Here is an 18167-nt window from a genome sequence, read left to right on the forward strand (position 1 = left end):
ACGCTAAACGTACGGAATCAAAGACTCCCCATACAAATGCAACTCCTCCAGCACATGCCGCTTCTCTGGCGTCAGTTCCGGATCGGCCGCAAGCCGCTGTAATTCGTTGGCATAAGCCTCCAGTGACCGCCACCCCTTTTTCGGGCTCATCAGGCGCTGGCCGCGGAATGTTTCCCAGCGTTCCATTTCTTCGCCGATCAGGGAGTTGGGGTAATTTCGCGCACGATAGCGAAACAGCAGCTCGTCCAGGCGTTTGTCTTCAAACTGTATCTCCTGCTCCCCCAGTGTCTCCACCGGTTGCTGCAGCAACCAGTTCAATTTCTCCCTGTCGGTCTTGCTGATAAATCCTCCCGCATAGAGCTGTTCGTCTGGGTCAGTGAGATCGCCTTCGTGGGCTTGGTCGAAAGCCTGGGCAATTCTTGCCGGTAGATCCGGGGCTTTGCGGAGGATGGCCAGGTGCTCACGCAGTTTGTCACCGTTCAGCTGCAGTGCCGCCAGCTGCTCTTCGGATAGCGACTTCAGCATGGTGGCGGGGGCCAGCACGGGGCACTTGTTCAGTTGCACGCCTTTGAGCGGAAACCGGCTTAACCCCTCCCCCAGGTCCGCCTGGGAAGTAAACACCCGCTCACGGATCTGTTCAGGTGTGGCATGGATCAGCTCGCTGGGGTCTTCCCGCAGGTCGTAGACAATCACCAGGTTCTTGTTGGTGGGGTGCTCTGCCACGGGCGCCACCATGGCACAACAGCCCCGAGAGGCCGGGTACTTGGCGGATATGTGGAACACCGGCTTCATACTGGCGGTATCAAGCATGGCGCGGGCGGAGTGTTTGTCTTTGTTCTGCAGCACAAAGTCAAACAGCTTGGGCTGCTTTTCCTTGATCAGCTTTGCCACAGCAATAGTGGCTTCCACATCCGACATGGCATCGTGGGCCGCTTCGTGGGCGATACCGTTAGCCGCCGTCAGTTCTTCCAGCCGGAAGCTGGGGCTGCCGTCCTCCTTCTTCGGCCAGTTGATGCCTTCGGGCCGGAGGGCGTAGGTCAACCGTACCATGTCGATGATATCCCAGCGAGAATTGCCGTTCTGCCATTCCCGGGCGTAGGGGTCACGAAGGTTGCGGTAAAGGGTATGGCGGGTGACTTCGTCGTCGAAACGCAGGCTGTTGTAGCCCACGGCGCAGGTGCCTGGCTGGCTGAAGGCTTCGTTGATCTGTGCGATGAACTCTGCCTCGGGAAAGCCGTCTTCCAGAGCCTTTTGCGGCGTGATGCCCGTAATCAGGCAGGCTTCGGGCGATGGCAGATAATCGTCCGCCGGCGCGCAGTAGATAACCAGGGGGTCTTCAATGATATTCAAGTCCGCATCTGTGCGCACGCCGGCAAACTGGGAGGGTCGATCATGGATGGGGTCGACCCCGAAGGTTTCGTAGTCATGCCAGTAGAAAGAGCGGATCACCGAAAGAACTCCTGCATTGCTTGAATGAGCGAATGCAGGGTAGTGTAATCAAAACATACCGGTACCGCGATCCACATAATGCGTTCGCTCCCGCTGAACGCCATTCCGCAGCGTATCCATATTCAGCGTCATACTGGTCGGCAAGTTAAGGAAGACCCCTTGCGGACCCTGTATCACGTTGCTGCCGTCCAGGTCTTGCCAGTCCACAGACTCACTCTGGAATGCCAGGAACAGATCCTTGGTGAAACCAACGGTGCCGTCCCCATTGTCGACGCCTACATCCATGGAAAGCAGGTTTGTCAGCTGCACGCATTCGCTGCAGTTTCCATCCTCTCCCGCCAGGCCGATCTGGGTGGCGCGGTGGTTGGTGGCAACTCCGTCAGCGTCAAACAGAGCCGCATCCAAGGTATTGCCACTGCCATCATCAATCTTCAGGCCAAGATTGCCGCTAAAACTGGCAATTTCACCGGACAGCGTGCCCCGCGCCTGGTTCAGGCCAAAGCGAAAACCGGACAGCTTGCCATCCCGTTCGGCCAGTTCCAGATAGGGTTGGATGCCCTCAAACGGCACTACTTCGTCCACATTGTAGGTGTTGCCGTCTAACTGAACGCGGTCCTGTTCCCCCTCACGCACATAATGACCGAGGGCGAAATTCTTGATATCAAGGTCTGCACCGGTATCATCTCCGCCCATAATCACATGGTCGGCATTCAGCCGCTTCTCGGAATCAATGCCCAGTGTCACACGGGTAAACTGGTGGTTAGCTCCGGCCACATTGTCTACCGTCATCATTGCCTGCCCTTGCACCTGGCTCATTTCCCTATCGGAAATGGGCTCCAGCTCTGCCAGGGCAACAGGCGAAATACCCAGGCAGATGGTGAGAGGGACAGCATACCAATAAGCATCCTGTCTCATAGTGTTGTGTCTCTGTTTGTTAGTAGGCCTTGCCGTCCGACGCCTGACCTTGCGGCATACAGTTATTATTTTTGTTACTGCTTGTTACCGCAGAGACACTATATCCCAGGCGCCCGGACCAATAGAGTGAGTCAGTTCACAGGGCATAGAATTCAGGGGCGCCACTGCTATACTGACGAAAATAACAATCGGAGCCCCCATGACCACCCGCGTTCTCATATGCGACGACTCTTCCCTCGCACGCAAACAGATGGCCCGCACCCTGCCCGCCAACTGGAACGCCGACGTCACCTTCGCCGTTGATGGCCGCGATGCATTGGAAAAGCTCCGCGCAAGTGCCGGTGAGCTGATGTTCCTGGACCTCAACATGCCGGAAATGGACGGCTACCAGGTTCTGGAAACGGTGCTGAAGGAAGATCTACCGGTGCTGACGATTGTGGTCTCTGGAGACATCCAGCCCGAGGCAAGGGCCCGCGTGCGCAAGCTGGGCGCTATCGACTTCATTAAAAAGCCCACCGATTCCGGCCTGGTTGTCAAACTGCTGCAGGACTATGGTTTTCTTCGTCCGGAGGACCTCGCGCCGGTTACTGAACAGCCGGCCCAGCAGAAAGCCGAACCCGCTGCCGATGACGCCACCATCAGCCTGAACGAGTACCTGCAGGAAATCTCCAACGTGGCCATGGGCCGCTCGTCCGATCTGCTGGCAAGACTGCTCAGAGTCTTCGTTAAACAGCCGATCCCCCGGGTGGAAATGATTGCGCGATCAGAACTGAGCATGGCCATCTCCGCCGCAGAGGAGGACAGCTGTTATTCCGCCGTCTGCCAGGGCTTCACCGGCGCCGGAATCGCCGGCGAGGCTCTGCTGCTGTTTTCTGACGCCAGCTTCAACGACATGGCTGAACTGCTCCACTACGAAGAAATGGACCCCGACACCATCCAGGTAGAGGTGTTGATGGACATGTCCAGTATCCTGTTCGGCGCCTTTCTCAAAGGCATCGGCGACCAGCTGGACCTGAAACTCGGCCTGGGCCATCCCACGGTTCTGGGCCAGCACCGGCAGATCGGAGACCTGCTGGAGCACCACAGCACGCGGCAGGAAAAGCTGCTGTGCATTGAAATCAGCTACGAGCTGGAAGACAGGGACATCAGTTGCGACATGCTGGTACTGCTGACCGAAGATTCAGTACCCTTCCTTGAACAACGGCTGCAGTATCTGGTGGATTAATCATGGCAACGAACGAAATCGAGGCAAGCACCTTTCACTGGCTGGTCGACATGCTGGAATCCGTGGAGGTCGGCCTGGTAGTGTTGGACCTGGAGTTCCGCGTACAGGCCTGGAACGGTTTCATGGAACACCACAGCGGCATAACCGCCAGCCGGATCCGTGAGCAGGTTTTATTTGATGTATTCCCGGACATCCCGAAAGCCTGGCTGACCCGCAAGGTGGATTCCGTGGCCATGCTCAACACCCGGGCCTTCACCTCCTGGGAGCAACGCCCTTACCTGTTCCGTTTTCGCAACACCCGCCCGATCACCGGCACCGAAGACTTCATGTTTCAGAACCTCACCATAAGCCCCCTCTCGGGGCCCGACGGCAAGGTCGAGAAAATCTGCCTGATGGTCTACGACGTCACTGACATCGCCACCAGCAAACGGGCACTGGAAAAAGCCAACGAACAACTCGCCAAACTGAGCATGACCGACCGCCTCACCGGCCTGCTCAACCGCGGCACCTGGGAAAACCTCATCGACGCCGAATTCGAACGCTATCGCCGCTATGGCCACCCCACCTGCCTGGTCATGTTCGACATTGATCACTTCAAACCGGTGAACGACACCTACGGCCACCTCGCCGGCGACGAAGTCATCAAATACACCGCCAAAGTCATGAAAGACAGCCTGCGCCAGGCCGATAGCCCGGGCCGTTACGGCGGAGAAGAATTCGGTATCATCCTCCCGGAGACAGACCCGGAAGGCGCCCGCATCATCTGCGAACGCATCCGCGAAACCATTCAGAACAGCACGGTTCAAACCACCGCAGCACCCATTCAGTACACCGTCAGCATCGGCATCGCCCCGTTGACCGACGGGCCAGAGAATCACATGCAATGGTTACAGCAGGCAGACGAGGCGTTGTATGCGGCGAAGGAGGGAGGAAGAAATCAAGTGGTGGTCTACAGTAGGTCGGATTAGCGCCGCTAGCGGCGCGTAATCCGACAAAACTATTACAAAATCAGTCCTGCTGCCAACCCTGCACAGTCTCCTTCCCATGCTTCTTCCGCCACTCATTCAAAACCTTGTGGTTACCACCACGTGTCTGAACTACTTCACCCGTGTGTGGGTTCTTGTAGGTTTTCATCGGGCGCTTGGCGCGGCTACCGGTTGAGGTATCCGCTTTTGTACCAGCAATGGATGGATCAATAGCACCCAGAATCTGGAGAACGTCTTTCGGCGACTTGTCATATTTCTTCATCAGCTCGCGAACCTTGTTTTCAAACTCAAGTTCGCCCTTCAGTGCTTGGTCCTGCTCCAGCTTCGCCAGTTCTTCGGAGAGCTTTTCCATAAGCTGCTTTTTCTGGTAATAATCATTAATCTTTGCCATGAACACAAACCCTTATCTAATAAGCTTCAATTGAAATCAACAAACACAGAATAGATAATAAGTGATAATCCTATACATGGCAAAATAAATCATTTACTAATCAGTTACCCATAAAAAAACCAGCCCGATGGCTGGTTCTATTAAATAAGCGAAAGGATTACAATCGCAAATCAGCCTCACCCAAAGGCAGCACACCCTTCAGGTCAAACAACACGCCATTTTCTTTCAGATAATCGCGCAATTCGCCGGATGAACGCTCTGCGTATTCCCGATGTGGAACTGCCAGCAATACCGCATCATATTGGCCTTTTTCGGGATTCTCATGTAATGAAATCCCGTATTCGTGCTCAGCTTCTTCATTGTTTGCCCAGCAGTCCGTTACATCTACCTGACAACCGAATTCAGCCAACTCTTTAACCACATCAATAACGCGGGTATTACGCAAATCGGGACAATTTTCTTTAAAGGTAAAGCCCATAATCAGCACACGGGCACGGGCAATGGTATGTCCCGCCTTGATCATCGCTTTTACCAACTCCGATGCGGCATAGGGCCCCATGTTATCGTTTACACGTCGCCCCGCCAGGATGATATCCGGATGATAACCAACGGCCTGGGCTTTATGGGTCAGATAGTAGGGGTCCACACCAATACAATGCCCGCCCACCAGGCCGGGTTTGAATGGCAGGAAATTCCACTTGGTTGACGCAGCGGCGATCACTTCATGGGTATCAATTTTTAGTTTCGAGAAAATCATCGATAATTCGTTCATCAACGCAATATTCAAATCACGTTGGGTATTCTCAATCACCTTCGCCGCTTCAGCCACTTTGATGGAACTGGCTTTGTGAGTACCGGCGGTAATAATGCCGGCATACAGTTCGTCCACTTCTGTCGCAATTTCCGGTGTGGAGCCTGATGTCACCTTTTTAATCGTAGTAACACGGTGCTCTTTATCACCGGGATTAATCCTCTCCGGGCTGTAACCGGCGTAGAAGTCCTGATTAAACACCAGGCCAGATACCTTTTCGAGAATAGGTACACACACCTCTTCCGTGGCGCCCGGGTAAACCGTGGATTCATAAATAACAATATCACCGCGCTTGAGCACTTTCCCAACGCTCTCACTGGCCTTAACCAGCGGTGTCAGATCCGGAGTTTTGAATTCATCAATCGGCGTGGGAACCGTCACAATATAAATTTGGCAATTGCGAATACCCTCCAGGGAGTCTGAAAACGAAAGCCCCTTTGAAGCGGCCAACTCTTCGCTGGAAACCTCGCGAGTGAAATCCACACCGTCTTTTAATTCCGCGATCCGCTTTGCATTGATATCAAATCCAACGATCTCGCGCTTTTCCCCGAACGCTGCTGCCAGGGGCAGGCCGACATATCCAAGGCCGACTACGGCGATTTTCTTCATAATCCCAATAATCCTTTAATGACAAATAACGGGTTCAGGCCAAACCGGGAATCATTATCCCCTTTAGGCCGACGGAATGAAATTGACGTTTCAGTAACTCTTTGGCGCCCGCGTCACCATGCACAATCCGGATTTCCGAAGGCGGCGGCTCAATACCACGAACAAACCGCACCAGGTCCGATTGCCCTGCGTGGGCCGAGTAACCACCTACCTGATGCACCCGGGCACGGATTTCATAGCGCTTGCCGTCCAGCTCAACCCAACCACCTCGAGGGCCGTAGGTAAGGATGTCCCGCCCTGGCGTCCCTTTGGCCTGGTAGCCTACAAACAACACATCATTGCGCCTGTCCGCCAGCATGGCCTTCAGATAATTCACCACCCGGCCGCCGGCACACATGCCGGAACCCGCCAAAACCACGCAGGGCCGCTGTGATTTTGCCAGATATTCAACGGCGTTAAGGTGGTCTTCGTGAGAGTCGATAACGGTAAGTTGTTCGAAAGACAGCGGGTGACGGCCCTGGTTGAGCAGGTCTGTGGCTTCGGCGTCCCAGAAGGGTTTGAGGTCACGGTAAATTCGAGTGAAAGTCGCGGCCAGGGGAGAGTCGACAACGATCTCGAGGTCATCCCACTACCCAAACTCATGAATCAAACTCTCAATCTCATACAACAATTCCTGCGTACGCCCAATACTGAACGCTGGTATCAGAACCGTCCCGCCATCCTCAAGGGCATGCTCCAGAACTGCCTTCAGGCGGTAACGCCGGTCTTCCCGGTTCTCGTGGTCTTTGTCACCATAGGTGCTTTCAATCACCACCCGGTCCGCTCGCTCCGGTGGCTGGGGCTCAGGTAACAACGGCGCATGGGGCGCCCCCAGGTCCCCACTGAACACAATCCGCTCGAACTCCCCATTGCTCTGGGCCTCACACTCCACATAGGCCGAACCGAGAATGTGGCCCGCTCTCTGCAACCGCACGGAAAGCGATTCACCCTTCCCGTCAAATATTGAGTGCCATTGCCCATAAGGCACCGGCACAAGGCGTGAGCGTATCAGTCCCAGCACCCGCTCAATCAATGCTCTGTCCCGCGTAAAGCCAATCTTCAGGGCATCCTCAAGAATCTCCGGCAGCATGATGGCCGACGGCTCCGAACAGATAATCGGCCCTTCAAACCCGGCCGCAAGAAGATAGGGAATGCGACCGATATGGTCGATGTGAACGTGAGTGACCACCAGCGCGCGAATGTGGCTGATGGGAAAATCAATGGAAAGATCCGAGGCACTAGCCCCGTTGCCTTCTTCCTCACCCTGGAAAAGGCCGCAATCGATAAGAATGCCAGAACCGCCAACAACCAGTTCATGGCAGGAACCGGTTACGCCTGTCACCGCTCCGTGGTGTTTTATGTCTATCATCAGAAACTTCCTTGCGGGTAAATCCGAACTACGCTCAGAACGACCAGACGAAGGGGATCAGACCGATTGCTGTTGATCCTACCAACAGGCTCAGCGGGAAACCCAGGCGTACATAGTCCATAAACTGGTAGCGCCCCGGGCCGTAGACCATCAGGTTGGTCTGGTAGCCCAGTGGGGTGATGAACGAGGCCGAGGCTGCAAACATCACCGCTACCGCGAAAGGCAGGAAGTTAACACCCAACTGCTCGGATACCGCCAGTGCGATGGGAAACATCAGCACCGCCGCCGCATTATTGGTGATGATTTCGGTAAATGCAGCCGTGAGAACGTACACCAGCGCCAACGCTAGCCAGGGCGTCAGCGGCCCAAACAACCCAAGCAGCCCATTCGCCACCCACACAGCCCCACCCGTATTCGTCATGGCGGTACCCAGGGCGAACGAGGCAGCAATCACCACCAGCACTGGCAAATCCACACTGCGTCGGGCACGGCTGGCCGTGATGCACCCGGTCACAATCATGGCGCCCGCCGCCAGAAATGCCGCCTCGATGATCTGCAACAGGCCGGAGGCACTGGCAAGTACCATCAACAACAGGATACCCAGCGCACGAGGCGCCTTATGGAAATCCGGCGGCGTGGAATCGTTCAGCCCGCTGACCAGCAGAAAGTCCCGTCGGAAGCGGTACTGCTCCACAAATTCGTGACTGGCCTCCAACAACAGGGTGTCGCCCATTTTGAAGGAGATATCCCCTAGCTTGCCGGGCACACGGTTACCCTCACGAGACACCGACAGAATTGCGGCATTAAAACGCGTACGGAAGCGGCTTTCCCGCACCGTCTTCCCTAGGGCCGGGAATTCCTGGCCCAGCACCACTTCCACCAGGCAGCGCTGATGGTTGGCCAGGTCCAGCTTCTGGATGCTCGCCTCGGCGGGCTTCAGGCCCTGAATCCGGCGCAGTTCGCTGGCGCACTCCGGCGCACCTATAAAATACAGCTTGTCGCCGGACTGCAACATCCGGTCCGGCTCCACCGCCGTAATCAAGCGTCCCCCCCGGTCGATTTCCGTCAGGTACCCGTAATTGAGCGCCCGTAAACCGGCCTGGGCCACGGTTTTGCCAACCAAAGGGCCGGCAGCCTCCACTTCCACCTCAACCCCGTACTGCCGAACCTGCTCCAGCTCTTCCTTCATGCCGCCCCGGTCCGGCAAAACCCGAGAAGCCACCAACACCAGATAGACACCACCCACCAGCAACAGCGGCACCCCCACCCAGGCCAACTCAAACAATCCCAGGTTAATCCCCAGGCGCGCCTGCAGCATACCGTCCACCACCAGGTTGGTACTGGTACCGATCAGCGTACAGGTACCCCCCAGAATGGCGGCGTAACTCAGGGGTAACAGAAGGCGGGAGGAAGGAATGCCCAGGCGCTGAGCCCAGTCCTGAATGGCGGGGATAAACATGGCCACCACGGCCGTATTGTTCATAAAACCGCTGAGAATACCGGTAGGCGCCAGCATCCGCAGTTGCGCACCTTTCTCGGTTTTGGGGTGGCCCAGCAGCAAACGGGCAATCCACTGCACGGCACCGGTTTCCTTCAGGCCTGCCGCCACCACATACAAGGTAGCAATGGTGATCACCCCCGGATTACCGAAACCGGCCAATGCCTCAACCGGCCCCAGGATGCCGGTAATCAGCAGAAACGCCAGGGCGGCCATCAGCACCAGATCAGCGGATACCCGCGTAATCACCAGCGCTGCTAGAACCGTAAACAGGGTAAGCAGGGTAACAATGGCTTCCCATGCCATAGCTACTTAAACTCCGGAGGCTTGCGGCGGGGTAAAGATCAGTTGCCGTTCCAGCAGGTAGCCAATTAACCGTTCCACGCAGTCTTCAACCGACATCTGCGCGGTATCCAGGCGCACCTCCGGCCGTTCCGGCGCCTCGTAGGGAGAATCAATCCCGGTAAAATCCTTGATCTTGCCTGCCCGGGCTTTTTCATAGAGTCCCTTGGGATCCCGCTCTTCACAGGTCTCAAGTGGCGTGTCCATGAACACCTCAATGAACTCCCCCGCCGGAAACAAGTTGCGCACCAGGCGCCTGTCACTGGTGAACGGAGAAATAAAGGCACTTAAAACAATCACACCCGCATCGGTAAACAGCTTGCTTACCTCGCCAATGCGGCGGATGTTCTCAACCCGGTCCTTATCGGAAAAGCCGAGATCCTTGTTCAGGCCGTGGCGTACGTTATCACCGTCCAGCAGAAAGGTATGGTATCCCCGCTCGAACAGGGCCACATCCAGGGCATTGGCGATTGTGGACTTGCCCGAACCGCTCAGGCCGGTAAACCACAGCAGGCATGGGCTTTGATTCTTGATGGAAGCGCGGTCCGCGCGGGTGACTTTCTGGTGATGCCAGACAACATTATCAGTCATTAGTCAGCTACCTTGCTTATAAAACTTTGTATTCCCTACACCGACAATCGATGCACCTTTTCGTCCTGGAGATCTGCAGCCACTGCATCGGACTGCCCATTACACCAAACCAGGTCTTCAAGCTCACCATTAGGCGCATAGCCCGTTTTTGCGGCTTTCAGAACCTCGATAATCGCTGCGCAGTCGAAAGCCTGGCTGGCGCGCTGGAGCTGGCTGAGGAACTCTTCAACCCTCTCCCACGGCAATGAAACTTCCCGCGCCATCATAATCCGGGGGTGTGATGTACCCTGAGGGTCGTCACCAATCAGCAGCTCTTCATAAAGCTTCTCGCCCGGGCGCAGGCCAGTGAAGACCACCTCAATATCACCACCCGGATCATCCTCGGTTTTCTCTTCCAAGCCCATCAGGTGAATCATTTTCCGGGCCAGATCCGCAATCTTCACCGGCTCGCCCATGTCCAGCACAAACACCTCACCACCCACGCCAATACTGCCGGCCTGCAGCACCAGCTGGCTGGCTTCGGGGATAGTCATGAAGTACCGGATTATATCAGGATGGGTAACGGTAACCGGGCCACCATCACGAATCTGGTCCCGGAACAGGGGAACCACGGAACCGGAGGAACCCAATACATTGCCAAAGCGCACCATTGAAAAAATCGTCTGCTGCTGCCTCTGGGCCAACGCTTGCAGCACCAGTTCCGCCAGCCGCTTGCTGGCCCCCATCACATTCGTGGGGCGAACGGCCTTGTCGGTAGAAATCAGAACAAACCGCTCAACACCGGCTGCAATAGCGGCTTCGGCCGTGTGCCAGGTACCGAAAACGTTATTCTGCACGCCTTCGATAACATTGTGTTCTACAAGAGGGACATGTTTGTAGGCGGCCGCGTGGTATACGGTCTGAATGCCAAAAGCCCGCATCACGGTTTCACAGCGACGACGATGGCTGACATTACCCAGCAGCGGATGCAGTTCCACCTCTAGCCCTTCGATCTGATTAATGGATGTCAGCTCGCGCTCAATGGCGTAAAGGGAGAACTCAGATTGCTCGAAAAGCACCAATTTGCGCGGGCGATGACGAACAATCTGGCGGCAAAGCTCAGAACCAATCGAGCCGCCCGCGCCGGTCACCATGACCGATTTCTGATACAGGCTTTTGGCCACAACGGCAGAATCCGGCCGCACCGGGTCACGCCCCAATAGATCTTCGATTTCCAGATCCCGGATATCGTTAATCCTTGCCTGGCCAGCCACCAATTCTGACATGGAGGGAACGGTCTGAACCGGGATAGACAAGGGCTCTAATTGCTTCAACAATTTCTTGCGGTCAACGTGGGAATTCTCATCCAGCGCCAGCAGAACCCGCTGTACACGGTACTTTGGCATATGCTTGGCGATGTGATTGATGCTGACCACAGGTAGGCCATTGATCATAGATTTGTGGTTGGCGCGATGCAGTGTCACAAAAACCACTGGCCGGTATTCCGTGCCCTGTGTGAGGGCGGAGGCCAATTGCATACCCGTTTCACCTGCACCCACGATGGCCACCGCTTCTTTAGCCATCTGCCTCGGGTGATTCACAATCATTCGTACACCCAAACGGGTGCCGCTCACAAACAAAAAGGCCAACGCACCATAGATAATAGGAACCGAGCGGGGCACAAATACCTGTAACAAATAGCCTAGGATGATCAGCGATACGCTAGAGGCAATTACCCCATAAATAATCGTAAGCAATGCCCGATCGCCCAGGTAGCGTATAACCGCCCGGTAGAGGCCCAGACGTATAAACACCCCAATGGTAAATACCACCGTAACAGCGGCAACCGTCAGTTGCCCTTGGGTAGGCATCCAGAATTGCTGCTCCAGGCGCAGGGCAAAGGCAGCCCAGATCGCGAAGAATAGGAAGAATGCATCCGAAAGTACGGAAACAACTCGCTTATGGAACCGGGGAAGATTCAGGAACGCCCTGATTATAGGGCTATCGTCACCACGTTTTGACAACTTGTCCTTCTTCAAGCAGTTGCCTCCTCCATCACCCGTGCAAGTACGTTGCACGTGAGCTTGACCTCATCCGCAGTCAATGTGGGGTGCACCAAAAACATCAGGCTGGTTTCACCCAACTCCCTTGCCACTGGCAAACGCTCTGCCGGCGCCATTCCTGCATCCTGAAACGCCTTCTCAAAATACACTTCCGAGCAAGAGCCGGAAAAACAGGGCACACCAGCACTGACAATCTCTGACATTACCCTGTCCCGGGACCAATGCGCATTCAGGGCGGTTGGCTCTACAAAAACATAACACTTGTATCCGCCGTGACCGATGGTTTTTGATACTTCCGGCACACGCAATCCGTTACATTTTCTTGCAGTCTTCCAAATAGACTCGCAATTGGTCTGGCGGCGCTCAGTCCAATCCGGCATACGCCGCAACTGGATACGGCCAATAGCCGCCTGCATTTCCGTCATCCGCCAGTTGGTACCAAAGCTCTCATGCAGCCAACGAAAACCCGGCGGATGTTCACGCTCATAGAAGGCCTCCCAACTTTTGCCATGGTCCTTGTAAGACCACATGCGCGACCACAACTCCCTGTCATTGGTGGTTACCATGCCACCCTCACCACCGGTCGACATAATCTTGTCCTGGCAGAACGACCAGGCCGCTACATGCCCTAAAGAACCTACAGGTTTTCCCTTGTACTTCGCGCCATGGGCCTGGGCACAGTCCTCAATCACAGACAAACCATGACGGCAGGCCAATTCATTCAGGCCATCCATGTCACAAGGCCAACCTGCCAAATGAACCGCAATAATCGCCTTGGTGTTCTCAGTGATCAGTGGGGCAACCGTCTCGGCAGTAATTCCCTGTGAATCCGCATCCACGTCCGCAAACATCGGCCAAGCACCCGCATTAACAATACACGTTACGGAGGCCAGGAAGGTTCGGGAAGTGACAATAACTTCATCGCCAGGACCAATGCCCAGGCCCTTCAGGGCAAGGTCCAGCGCTACGGTGCCGTTGGCAACGGCGACAGCGTAGTCGGTGCCCGCAAACTCGGCGAATTCCCGCTCAAACTCTCGGCCCTCCTTGCCTGTCCAGTAATTGACTTTATTGGAAAGGAGTACGCGGGAAACAGCGTCAGCCTCTTCCCGTGTAAATGAAGGCCAGGGAGAAAAAGGTCCGTTCAGCATAAGTTACTTAGCCATATACTTAGAATGAAAATTGGAATATTCAGAGGGTAAAAACTCGCGCTGGATTTCCCACCACAGTTACACCAGGCTCAACATCTTTGGTCACGACACCGCCCATGCCCACAACAGACTCCCGGCCAACCGAAAGCATCTGCCTGATTGATGCGCAGGCACCAACCCAGGCTAGATGCCCTAGTGTTACGCCACCCGCCAGAACCGCATTCGGGCTAATGTGGGCAAAGTCACCCACAACACAATCGTGTTCGACTACTGCTCCAGTGTTAACAATCACACCCGCGCCGACCACGGCACAAGGGTTAACCACTGAATTGGCAAAAACGACAGATCCCAAACCAATATCCGCATGGGGACTAATTATCGCCGAGGGGTGAATAATGGACACAAGCGTCGCTCCTGCTCTCACCAGCTCAGATTGTTTTTCCTCTCGAATCCGGTTGTTGCCAATACCAACAACTACGCCATCAAAGTCCGATAAGTGTTCACGTAGTGCTTGTGTATTGCCCCGCACCGTCCAAGGTCCGTTTTCTTCAAGCTCCGGCCAGGCATCATCGAAAAACGTAACAGTTTGCCAACCAACCTGCTCCGCCGTCTCGGCAACCACTTTGCCATGACCGCTAGCGCCAAGAATCGCTAAACGCATCAATCTTTATTCCCGGTAAATTTCGACATCGTCGACTCCCCTTCACCACTGATACCATCACGAACCAGCACTTTCTTGACCGTCAAGAACAGAATCTTCAAGTCCAGCCAGAATGATCGATTATCCACATACCATACATCGAGCTTGAACTTATCTTTCCAGGAAATCGCGTTGCGGCCATTTACCTGGGCCCAGCCAGTTATACCCGGGCGCACGTCGTGACGGCGATACTGCTCTTTTGAATACAGCGGCAGGTATTCCATTAACAACGGACGGGGGCCTACTAAGCTCATATCACCTTTCAAAACATTCCAGAGTTCCGGCAGTTCATCCAGACTACTGGAGCGCAGGAACTGGCCAAACGAAGGCATCCGTTCTGAATCAGGCAGTGGGTAGCCGTGGTCGTCCGTTGCATCTAACATTGTACGGAACTTGACCATCTGGAAGGGCTTACCATCTTTACCCGGACGAAGCTGAAAGAACAATACCGGAGAACCAAGTCTGCGATGAACCAGAAAAGCAACAACAGCAATCACCGGAAGTAAAAATAGCAGCGCCGTAGCTGACATCAAAACATCAAAAACACGTTTGATCACTGAATACCCATCTCGCCCAACATGAATTCATTCACTTTATGCACGTCATACTTCTCTTCAGCAATCTCTCGGGAACGCCTCCCCATGCGCGTGATCAGCGCCTGCTCTTCAATAAACCGAATCATGGCACTGGCCAATTCATCAATTGCCTGCACAGGTACCAGAAATCCATTATCCCCATCAATAACCGTCTCCCGGCAGCCCGGCGCATCGGTAGTAATGACGGGGCGTCCCATAGCCATCGCCTCCAAAACCGTGCGGGGTGTTCCCTCCCGGTAAGACGGCAACACATAAACACTGCAGGCCTCGATGGCGGGGCGCACATCGGCCAGCTTACCCAGAAACTCAAGAGCACCAGTGTTTATCCACTCATCAAGCTCGTGCTGACCAATGGCATCCGGGTTATCGTCAACCCACCCTACCAGCTTAAAGCTCGCCAGCGGGCACTGCGCCTTCACCAGCCTTGCCGCCTCGGCGTATTCACGAACCCCCTTATCACCTAACAACCGGGCGATCAGAAGGAACGAAGGTCTATACGGCAAAGGCGCCACCGAATACTCCGTCACATCCACGCCAGAACCATTCACCACGCAGGACGGGACCGCCACCGGTAACAGGTCGAGTTTCCGGAACAACTCTTCATCATCCGGATTCTGGAAAAATACCTTGCGGGATTTCGCCAGCCCGAATCGATACAAACGCTGGACCAGCTTTCGCAACAGGCCGCGTTTTCCCGAGGCTTCACCAATAAAGGCATAACCAAGGCCAGTAACCAGTGAAAACCGATTGGGAACCCCCGCCAGCCAGCCAGCCAGCGACCCGTAAATCACCGGCTTAATGGTATATCCCAACACATAATCCGGACGAATGCGGCGCATTAACCGCCACAACTCCAGCACGGTGCCCAAATCCGCGACCGGATTAGTGCCGGTGCGCTTTAACCCAGTTTCGTGAAGAGTAACGCCCAGCGCAGCCAGCTCACACCGGATTTCCTCGGCTCCGGACAAATCCGGCGCCGCCACATGTACCTCCAGCCCCTTTGTTAACAAGGCTTGCAGCAACGGCCCACGGAACTTGATCAACGAACCAGGAAAACTGGCAACCAATAGAAATCTCATTAGATTAGCAAGTACTCATTGAGCGTAGGGCCGAACCCACTTTTTGTGTAGATTTAGAAATGAAGCCATATTTCTAACCAATAAGTCTCAAAAAATCACCGGCATATTTTTCGGGCGCAAAATAGTTGGCAGCAGTTTCTTTTGCGCTCACGCGCATCGTATCGTCCTGTCTCATGTTCACACTTCGATTAATCACCTCTACCAAGCTATGAACTGTAGAATCTGGACAAACAAACCCGTTGATTCCGTCTTTGAGATAGGCGCCAAGGTCACTTGTCAGGTTTGCGATCACAGGTGTTCCTAGCGCCATACTTTCAACAAACTTGGTAGGAAACCCTGCTTGTACGCTACGTATATTCGGACGCAATAAAATTGAATAATCAGATCTACCTACTAAATTCAAGGTGTCCTCATGGCTCAAAATACCATGACATTTAACAACTTTATTTATTGCTTCCTGTCCGTAGGCATGCAAAGGCAAAAACTCGCCAAGCTTATCCTCAGGAACACCCGCTATGTGAAGCTCTACTCTATCACCATTTGAATGTGCAATTAATAAAGCAGAAATAATGGACGGCAAAGCATCTTTCTTTCCAGGTGTGCCTGCATAAACAAAGCTTATTGGCAAATCCACACTAGATCCCCGAGGATCGGAAAAATGTGGCAGATCCGCTGTGGGTGGTACCTTAATTATATTATTTAAATATGGCGAATAATATGACTTTAGATAATTACTTATAACAATTAGGCCATCGCATTTTTTTATTAAAAATCGCATTGCCAATTCGATATTCATATAGTAGGGCGACAGTAATCGAGACAACATGCCCGGCGGATCATACCATTCCACGACATCAAAAATTAGCTTAACGTTATTTTTTTTGGACCAAGGCAGCAATTTGATCAAATATGGCGAATATCCACTGTAGAGAATTACTGCCGCAGGCTTTTGCGCCAGAGAGTCCAGCCATCGGATCGTACTTTTCCCGGCCGAAAAATACATTAAATGTTTTAAAATCGTTGGTAAGTGTTCATGGCGGCGCTCACTCAACGAGATCACCGGTATCCCATCATATTCTTGCTCAACTGAATCAGAAACCTGACCTGAGGTGACAATCACATCATAACCGGCATTGCGAAGGGAGAGGCAATTACCATAGATTCGCCTCGCTGCAGCACCACCATCAGGAAACCCATATGGCCCAACATAAACAACAAGCTTGCGCTGCTTATTCATATTTCTTCCACACCGTCTGCATCACATAATCACGATAACTGTGGATAATGCGGACGACTTTCTCCGCCACATTCGGCATGCTGTAATCTTCGACTAGCCGCATGGAACGGTCATCACCCCTGCCCTGATTTTCCAGGATAGCCAGCCCCTGAAGCACGCGTTCCGTGCTCAGGCCTACCATCATGGCCGCCGTCTCTTCCATCCCTTCCGGACGCTCATGGGCCTCGCGGATATTCAGGGCCGGGAAGTTCAGGATAGACGCTTCCTCACTGATGGTGCCGCTGTCAGACAGCACCGCTTTCGCGCTCAGCTGCAGCTTGTTGTAATCCTTGAAACTGAGGGGCTTGAGCAGGCGCACCTGTTCGTGGAATATCACACCCAGGGCATCCACACGCTTCTGGGTACGGGGATGAGTGGAGACGATCACCGGGTAGCCGTACTGCTCTGCCACGGCATTCAGAGTCTCTACCAGCGCTCCGAAGTTTCGGTCGGAATCTACATTCTCTTCCCGATGCGCGCTCACCACAAAAAAATCACCGTCGGTGAGTCCCAGGCGCTCAAGAACATCCGATGCGTCAATGCCCTCACGGAAGTGGTTCAGTACTTCATACATGGGGCTGCCGGTTTTGATCACCCTGTCTGGCAGCAGGCCCTCGCGCAGCAGGTAATCCCGGGCTATGGAACTGTAGGTGAGATTGATATCGGCGGTGTGATCCACAATGCGCCGGTTGATTTCCTCCGGCACCCGCATATCAAAACAACGGTTGCCCGCTTCCATATGAAAGGTTGGGATTCGGCGGCGTTTGGCCGGAATAACCGCCATACAGCTGTTGGTGTCGCCCAATACCAACAGGGCTTCGGGCTGAACCTCCGCCAGAACCCGATCCACCGCGATGATGACGTTGCCGATGGTTTCCGCACTACTGGCACCCGCCGCACTCAGGAAGTGGTCCGGCTTGCGGATGCCCAGGTCCTGGAAGAAGATTTCATTCAGCTCGAAATCGTAGTTCTGCCCTGTGTGCACCATAATGTGCTCACAATACTCATCCAGTTTGGCCAATACCCGTGAGAGCCGGATGATCTCCGGCCGGGTGCCCACCACCGTCATAACTTTCAGTTTTTTCATGGCATTCCTAAATC

The 18167-nt window shown here is 54.3% G+C and carries 15 protein-coding genes and 1 pseudogene; 2 read left to right on the forward strand and 14 right to left on the reverse strand.

The window, feature by feature from the left end:
• Window positions 1–3: 3 nt before the first annotated feature.
• A complete protein-coding gene (gene sbcB, locus FO268_RS00770) occupies window positions 4–1449 on the reverse strand; it encodes an exodeoxyribonuclease I (protein ID WP_150988187.1) in 1446 nt (481 codons plus the stop codon).
• A gap of 48 nt (window positions 1450–1497) precedes the next feature.
• Window positions 1498–2364 carry a hypothetical protein gene (locus FO268_RS00775; protein WP_225316472.1) on the reverse strand — a complete coding sequence of 289 codons (867 nt, stop codon included), beginning with the start codon at window positions 2362–2364 and terminating at the stop codon, window positions 1498–1500.
• Between the two features lie 199 nt (window positions 2365–2563).
• On the opposite strand from FO268_RS00775, the gene FO268_RS00780 reads away from it, so the two are divergent.
• Together FO268_RS00780 and FO268_RS00785 are read left to right on the forward strand one after the other, a co-directional pair.
• The gene (locus FO268_RS00780) at window positions 2564–3589 is read left to right on the forward strand and encodes a response regulator (protein WP_150988190.1); all 1026 of its coding nucleotides are present in this window, start codon (window positions 2564–2566) and stop codon (window positions 3587–3589) included.
• Window positions 3590–3591: 2 nt separating this feature from the next.
• Complete coding sequence (locus FO268_RS00785) at window positions 3592–4557, forward strand: sensor domain-containing diguanylate cyclase (protein ID WP_150988193.1); 966 nt, start codon at window positions 3592–3594, stop codon at window positions 4555–4557.
• A 40-nt stretch (window positions 4558–4597) separates the two neighbouring features.
• Here the strand turns inward: FO268_RS00785 and FO268_RS00790 are convergent, their stop codons facing one another.
• The 12 genes and pseudogenes from FO268_RS00790 to wecB form a co-directional block, all read right to left on the reverse strand.
• Window positions 4598–4966, reverse strand: a complete 369-nt coding sequence (locus FO268_RS00790; RefSeq protein ID WP_150988196.1) for a histone-like nucleoid-structuring protein, MvaT/MvaU family — start codon at window positions 4964–4966, stop codon at window positions 4598–4600.
• Window positions 4967–5123: 157 nt separating this feature from the next.
• A complete protein-coding gene (tviB, locus tag FO268_RS00795) occupies window positions 5124–6386 on the reverse strand; it encodes a Vi polysaccharide biosynthesis UDP-N-acetylglucosamine C-6 dehydrogenase TviB (RefSeq protein WP_150988199.1) in 1263 nt (420 codons plus the stop codon).
• A gap of 34 nt (window positions 6387–6420) precedes the next feature.
• Window positions 6421–7794 (reverse strand): annotated as a pseudogene (locus tag FO268_RS00800) (MBL fold metallo-hydrolase RNA specificity domain-containing protein).
• A gap of 34 nt (window positions 7795–7828) precedes the next feature.
• Entirely contained in the window at window positions 7829–9598 is a 1770-nt protein-coding gene (locus FO268_RS00805; RefSeq protein WP_150988202.1) for an SLC13 family permease, read from the reverse strand.
• Between the two features lie 6 nt (window positions 9599–9604).
• Window positions 9605–10225, reverse strand: a complete 621-nt coding sequence (gene cysC, locus FO268_RS00810; protein WP_150988205.1) for an adenylyl-sulfate kinase — start codon at window positions 10223–10225, stop codon at window positions 9605–9607.
• Between the two features lie 35 nt (window positions 10226–10260).
• Window positions 10261–12201 carry a polysaccharide biosynthesis protein gene (locus FO268_RS00815; RefSeq protein ID WP_150991528.1) on the reverse strand — a complete coding sequence of 647 codons (1941 nt, stop codon included), beginning with the start codon at window positions 12199–12201 and terminating at the stop codon, window positions 10261–10263.
• Window positions 12202–12239: 38 nt separating this feature from the next.
• Complete coding sequence (locus tag FO268_RS00820; RefSeq protein WP_150988208.1) at window positions 12240–13415, reverse strand: DegT/DnrJ/EryC1/StrS family aminotransferase; 1176 nt, start codon at window positions 13413–13415, stop codon at window positions 12240–12242.
• Between the two features lie 40 nt (window positions 13416–13455).
• Complete coding sequence (locus FO268_RS00825) at window positions 13456–14076, reverse strand: acetyltransferase (protein ID WP_191966775.1); 621 nt, start codon at window positions 14074–14076, stop codon at window positions 13456–13458.
• Entirely contained in the window at window positions 14076–14672 is a 597-nt protein-coding gene (locus tag FO268_RS00830; RefSeq protein WP_150988214.1) for a sugar transferase, read from the reverse strand. Before FO268_RS00830 ends, FO268_RS00825 begins: the two co-directional genes overlap by 1 nt.
• Window positions 14669–15790: a glycosyltransferase family 4 protein gene (locus FO268_RS00835; RefSeq protein ID WP_150988216.1), complete on the reverse strand. Its 1122-nt coding sequence runs from the start codon at window positions 15788–15790 to the stop codon at window positions 14669–14671. Before FO268_RS00835 ends, FO268_RS00830 begins: the two co-directional genes overlap by 4 nt.
• Window positions 15791–15863: 73 nt before the next feature.
• Window positions 15864–17027: a glycosyltransferase gene (locus FO268_RS00840; RefSeq protein WP_150988219.1), complete on the reverse strand. Its 1164-nt coding sequence runs from the start codon at window positions 17025–17027 to the stop codon at window positions 15864–15866.
• On the reverse strand, window positions 17020–18153 hold the full coding sequence (wecB, locus tag FO268_RS00845; protein WP_150988222.1) for a non-hydrolyzing UDP-N-acetylglucosamine 2-epimerase: 1134 nt from the start codon (window positions 18151–18153) through the stop codon (window positions 17020–17022). The genes FO268_RS00840 and wecB overlap by 8 nt, the downstream gene beginning before the upstream one ends.
• Window positions 18154–18167 lie beyond the last annotated feature (14 nt).

Source organism: Marinobacter denitrificans, assembly GCF_008795955.1.
Taxonomy (GTDB): domain Bacteria; phylum Pseudomonadota; class Gammaproteobacteria; order Pseudomonadales; family Oleiphilaceae; genus Marinobacter; species Marinobacter denitrificans.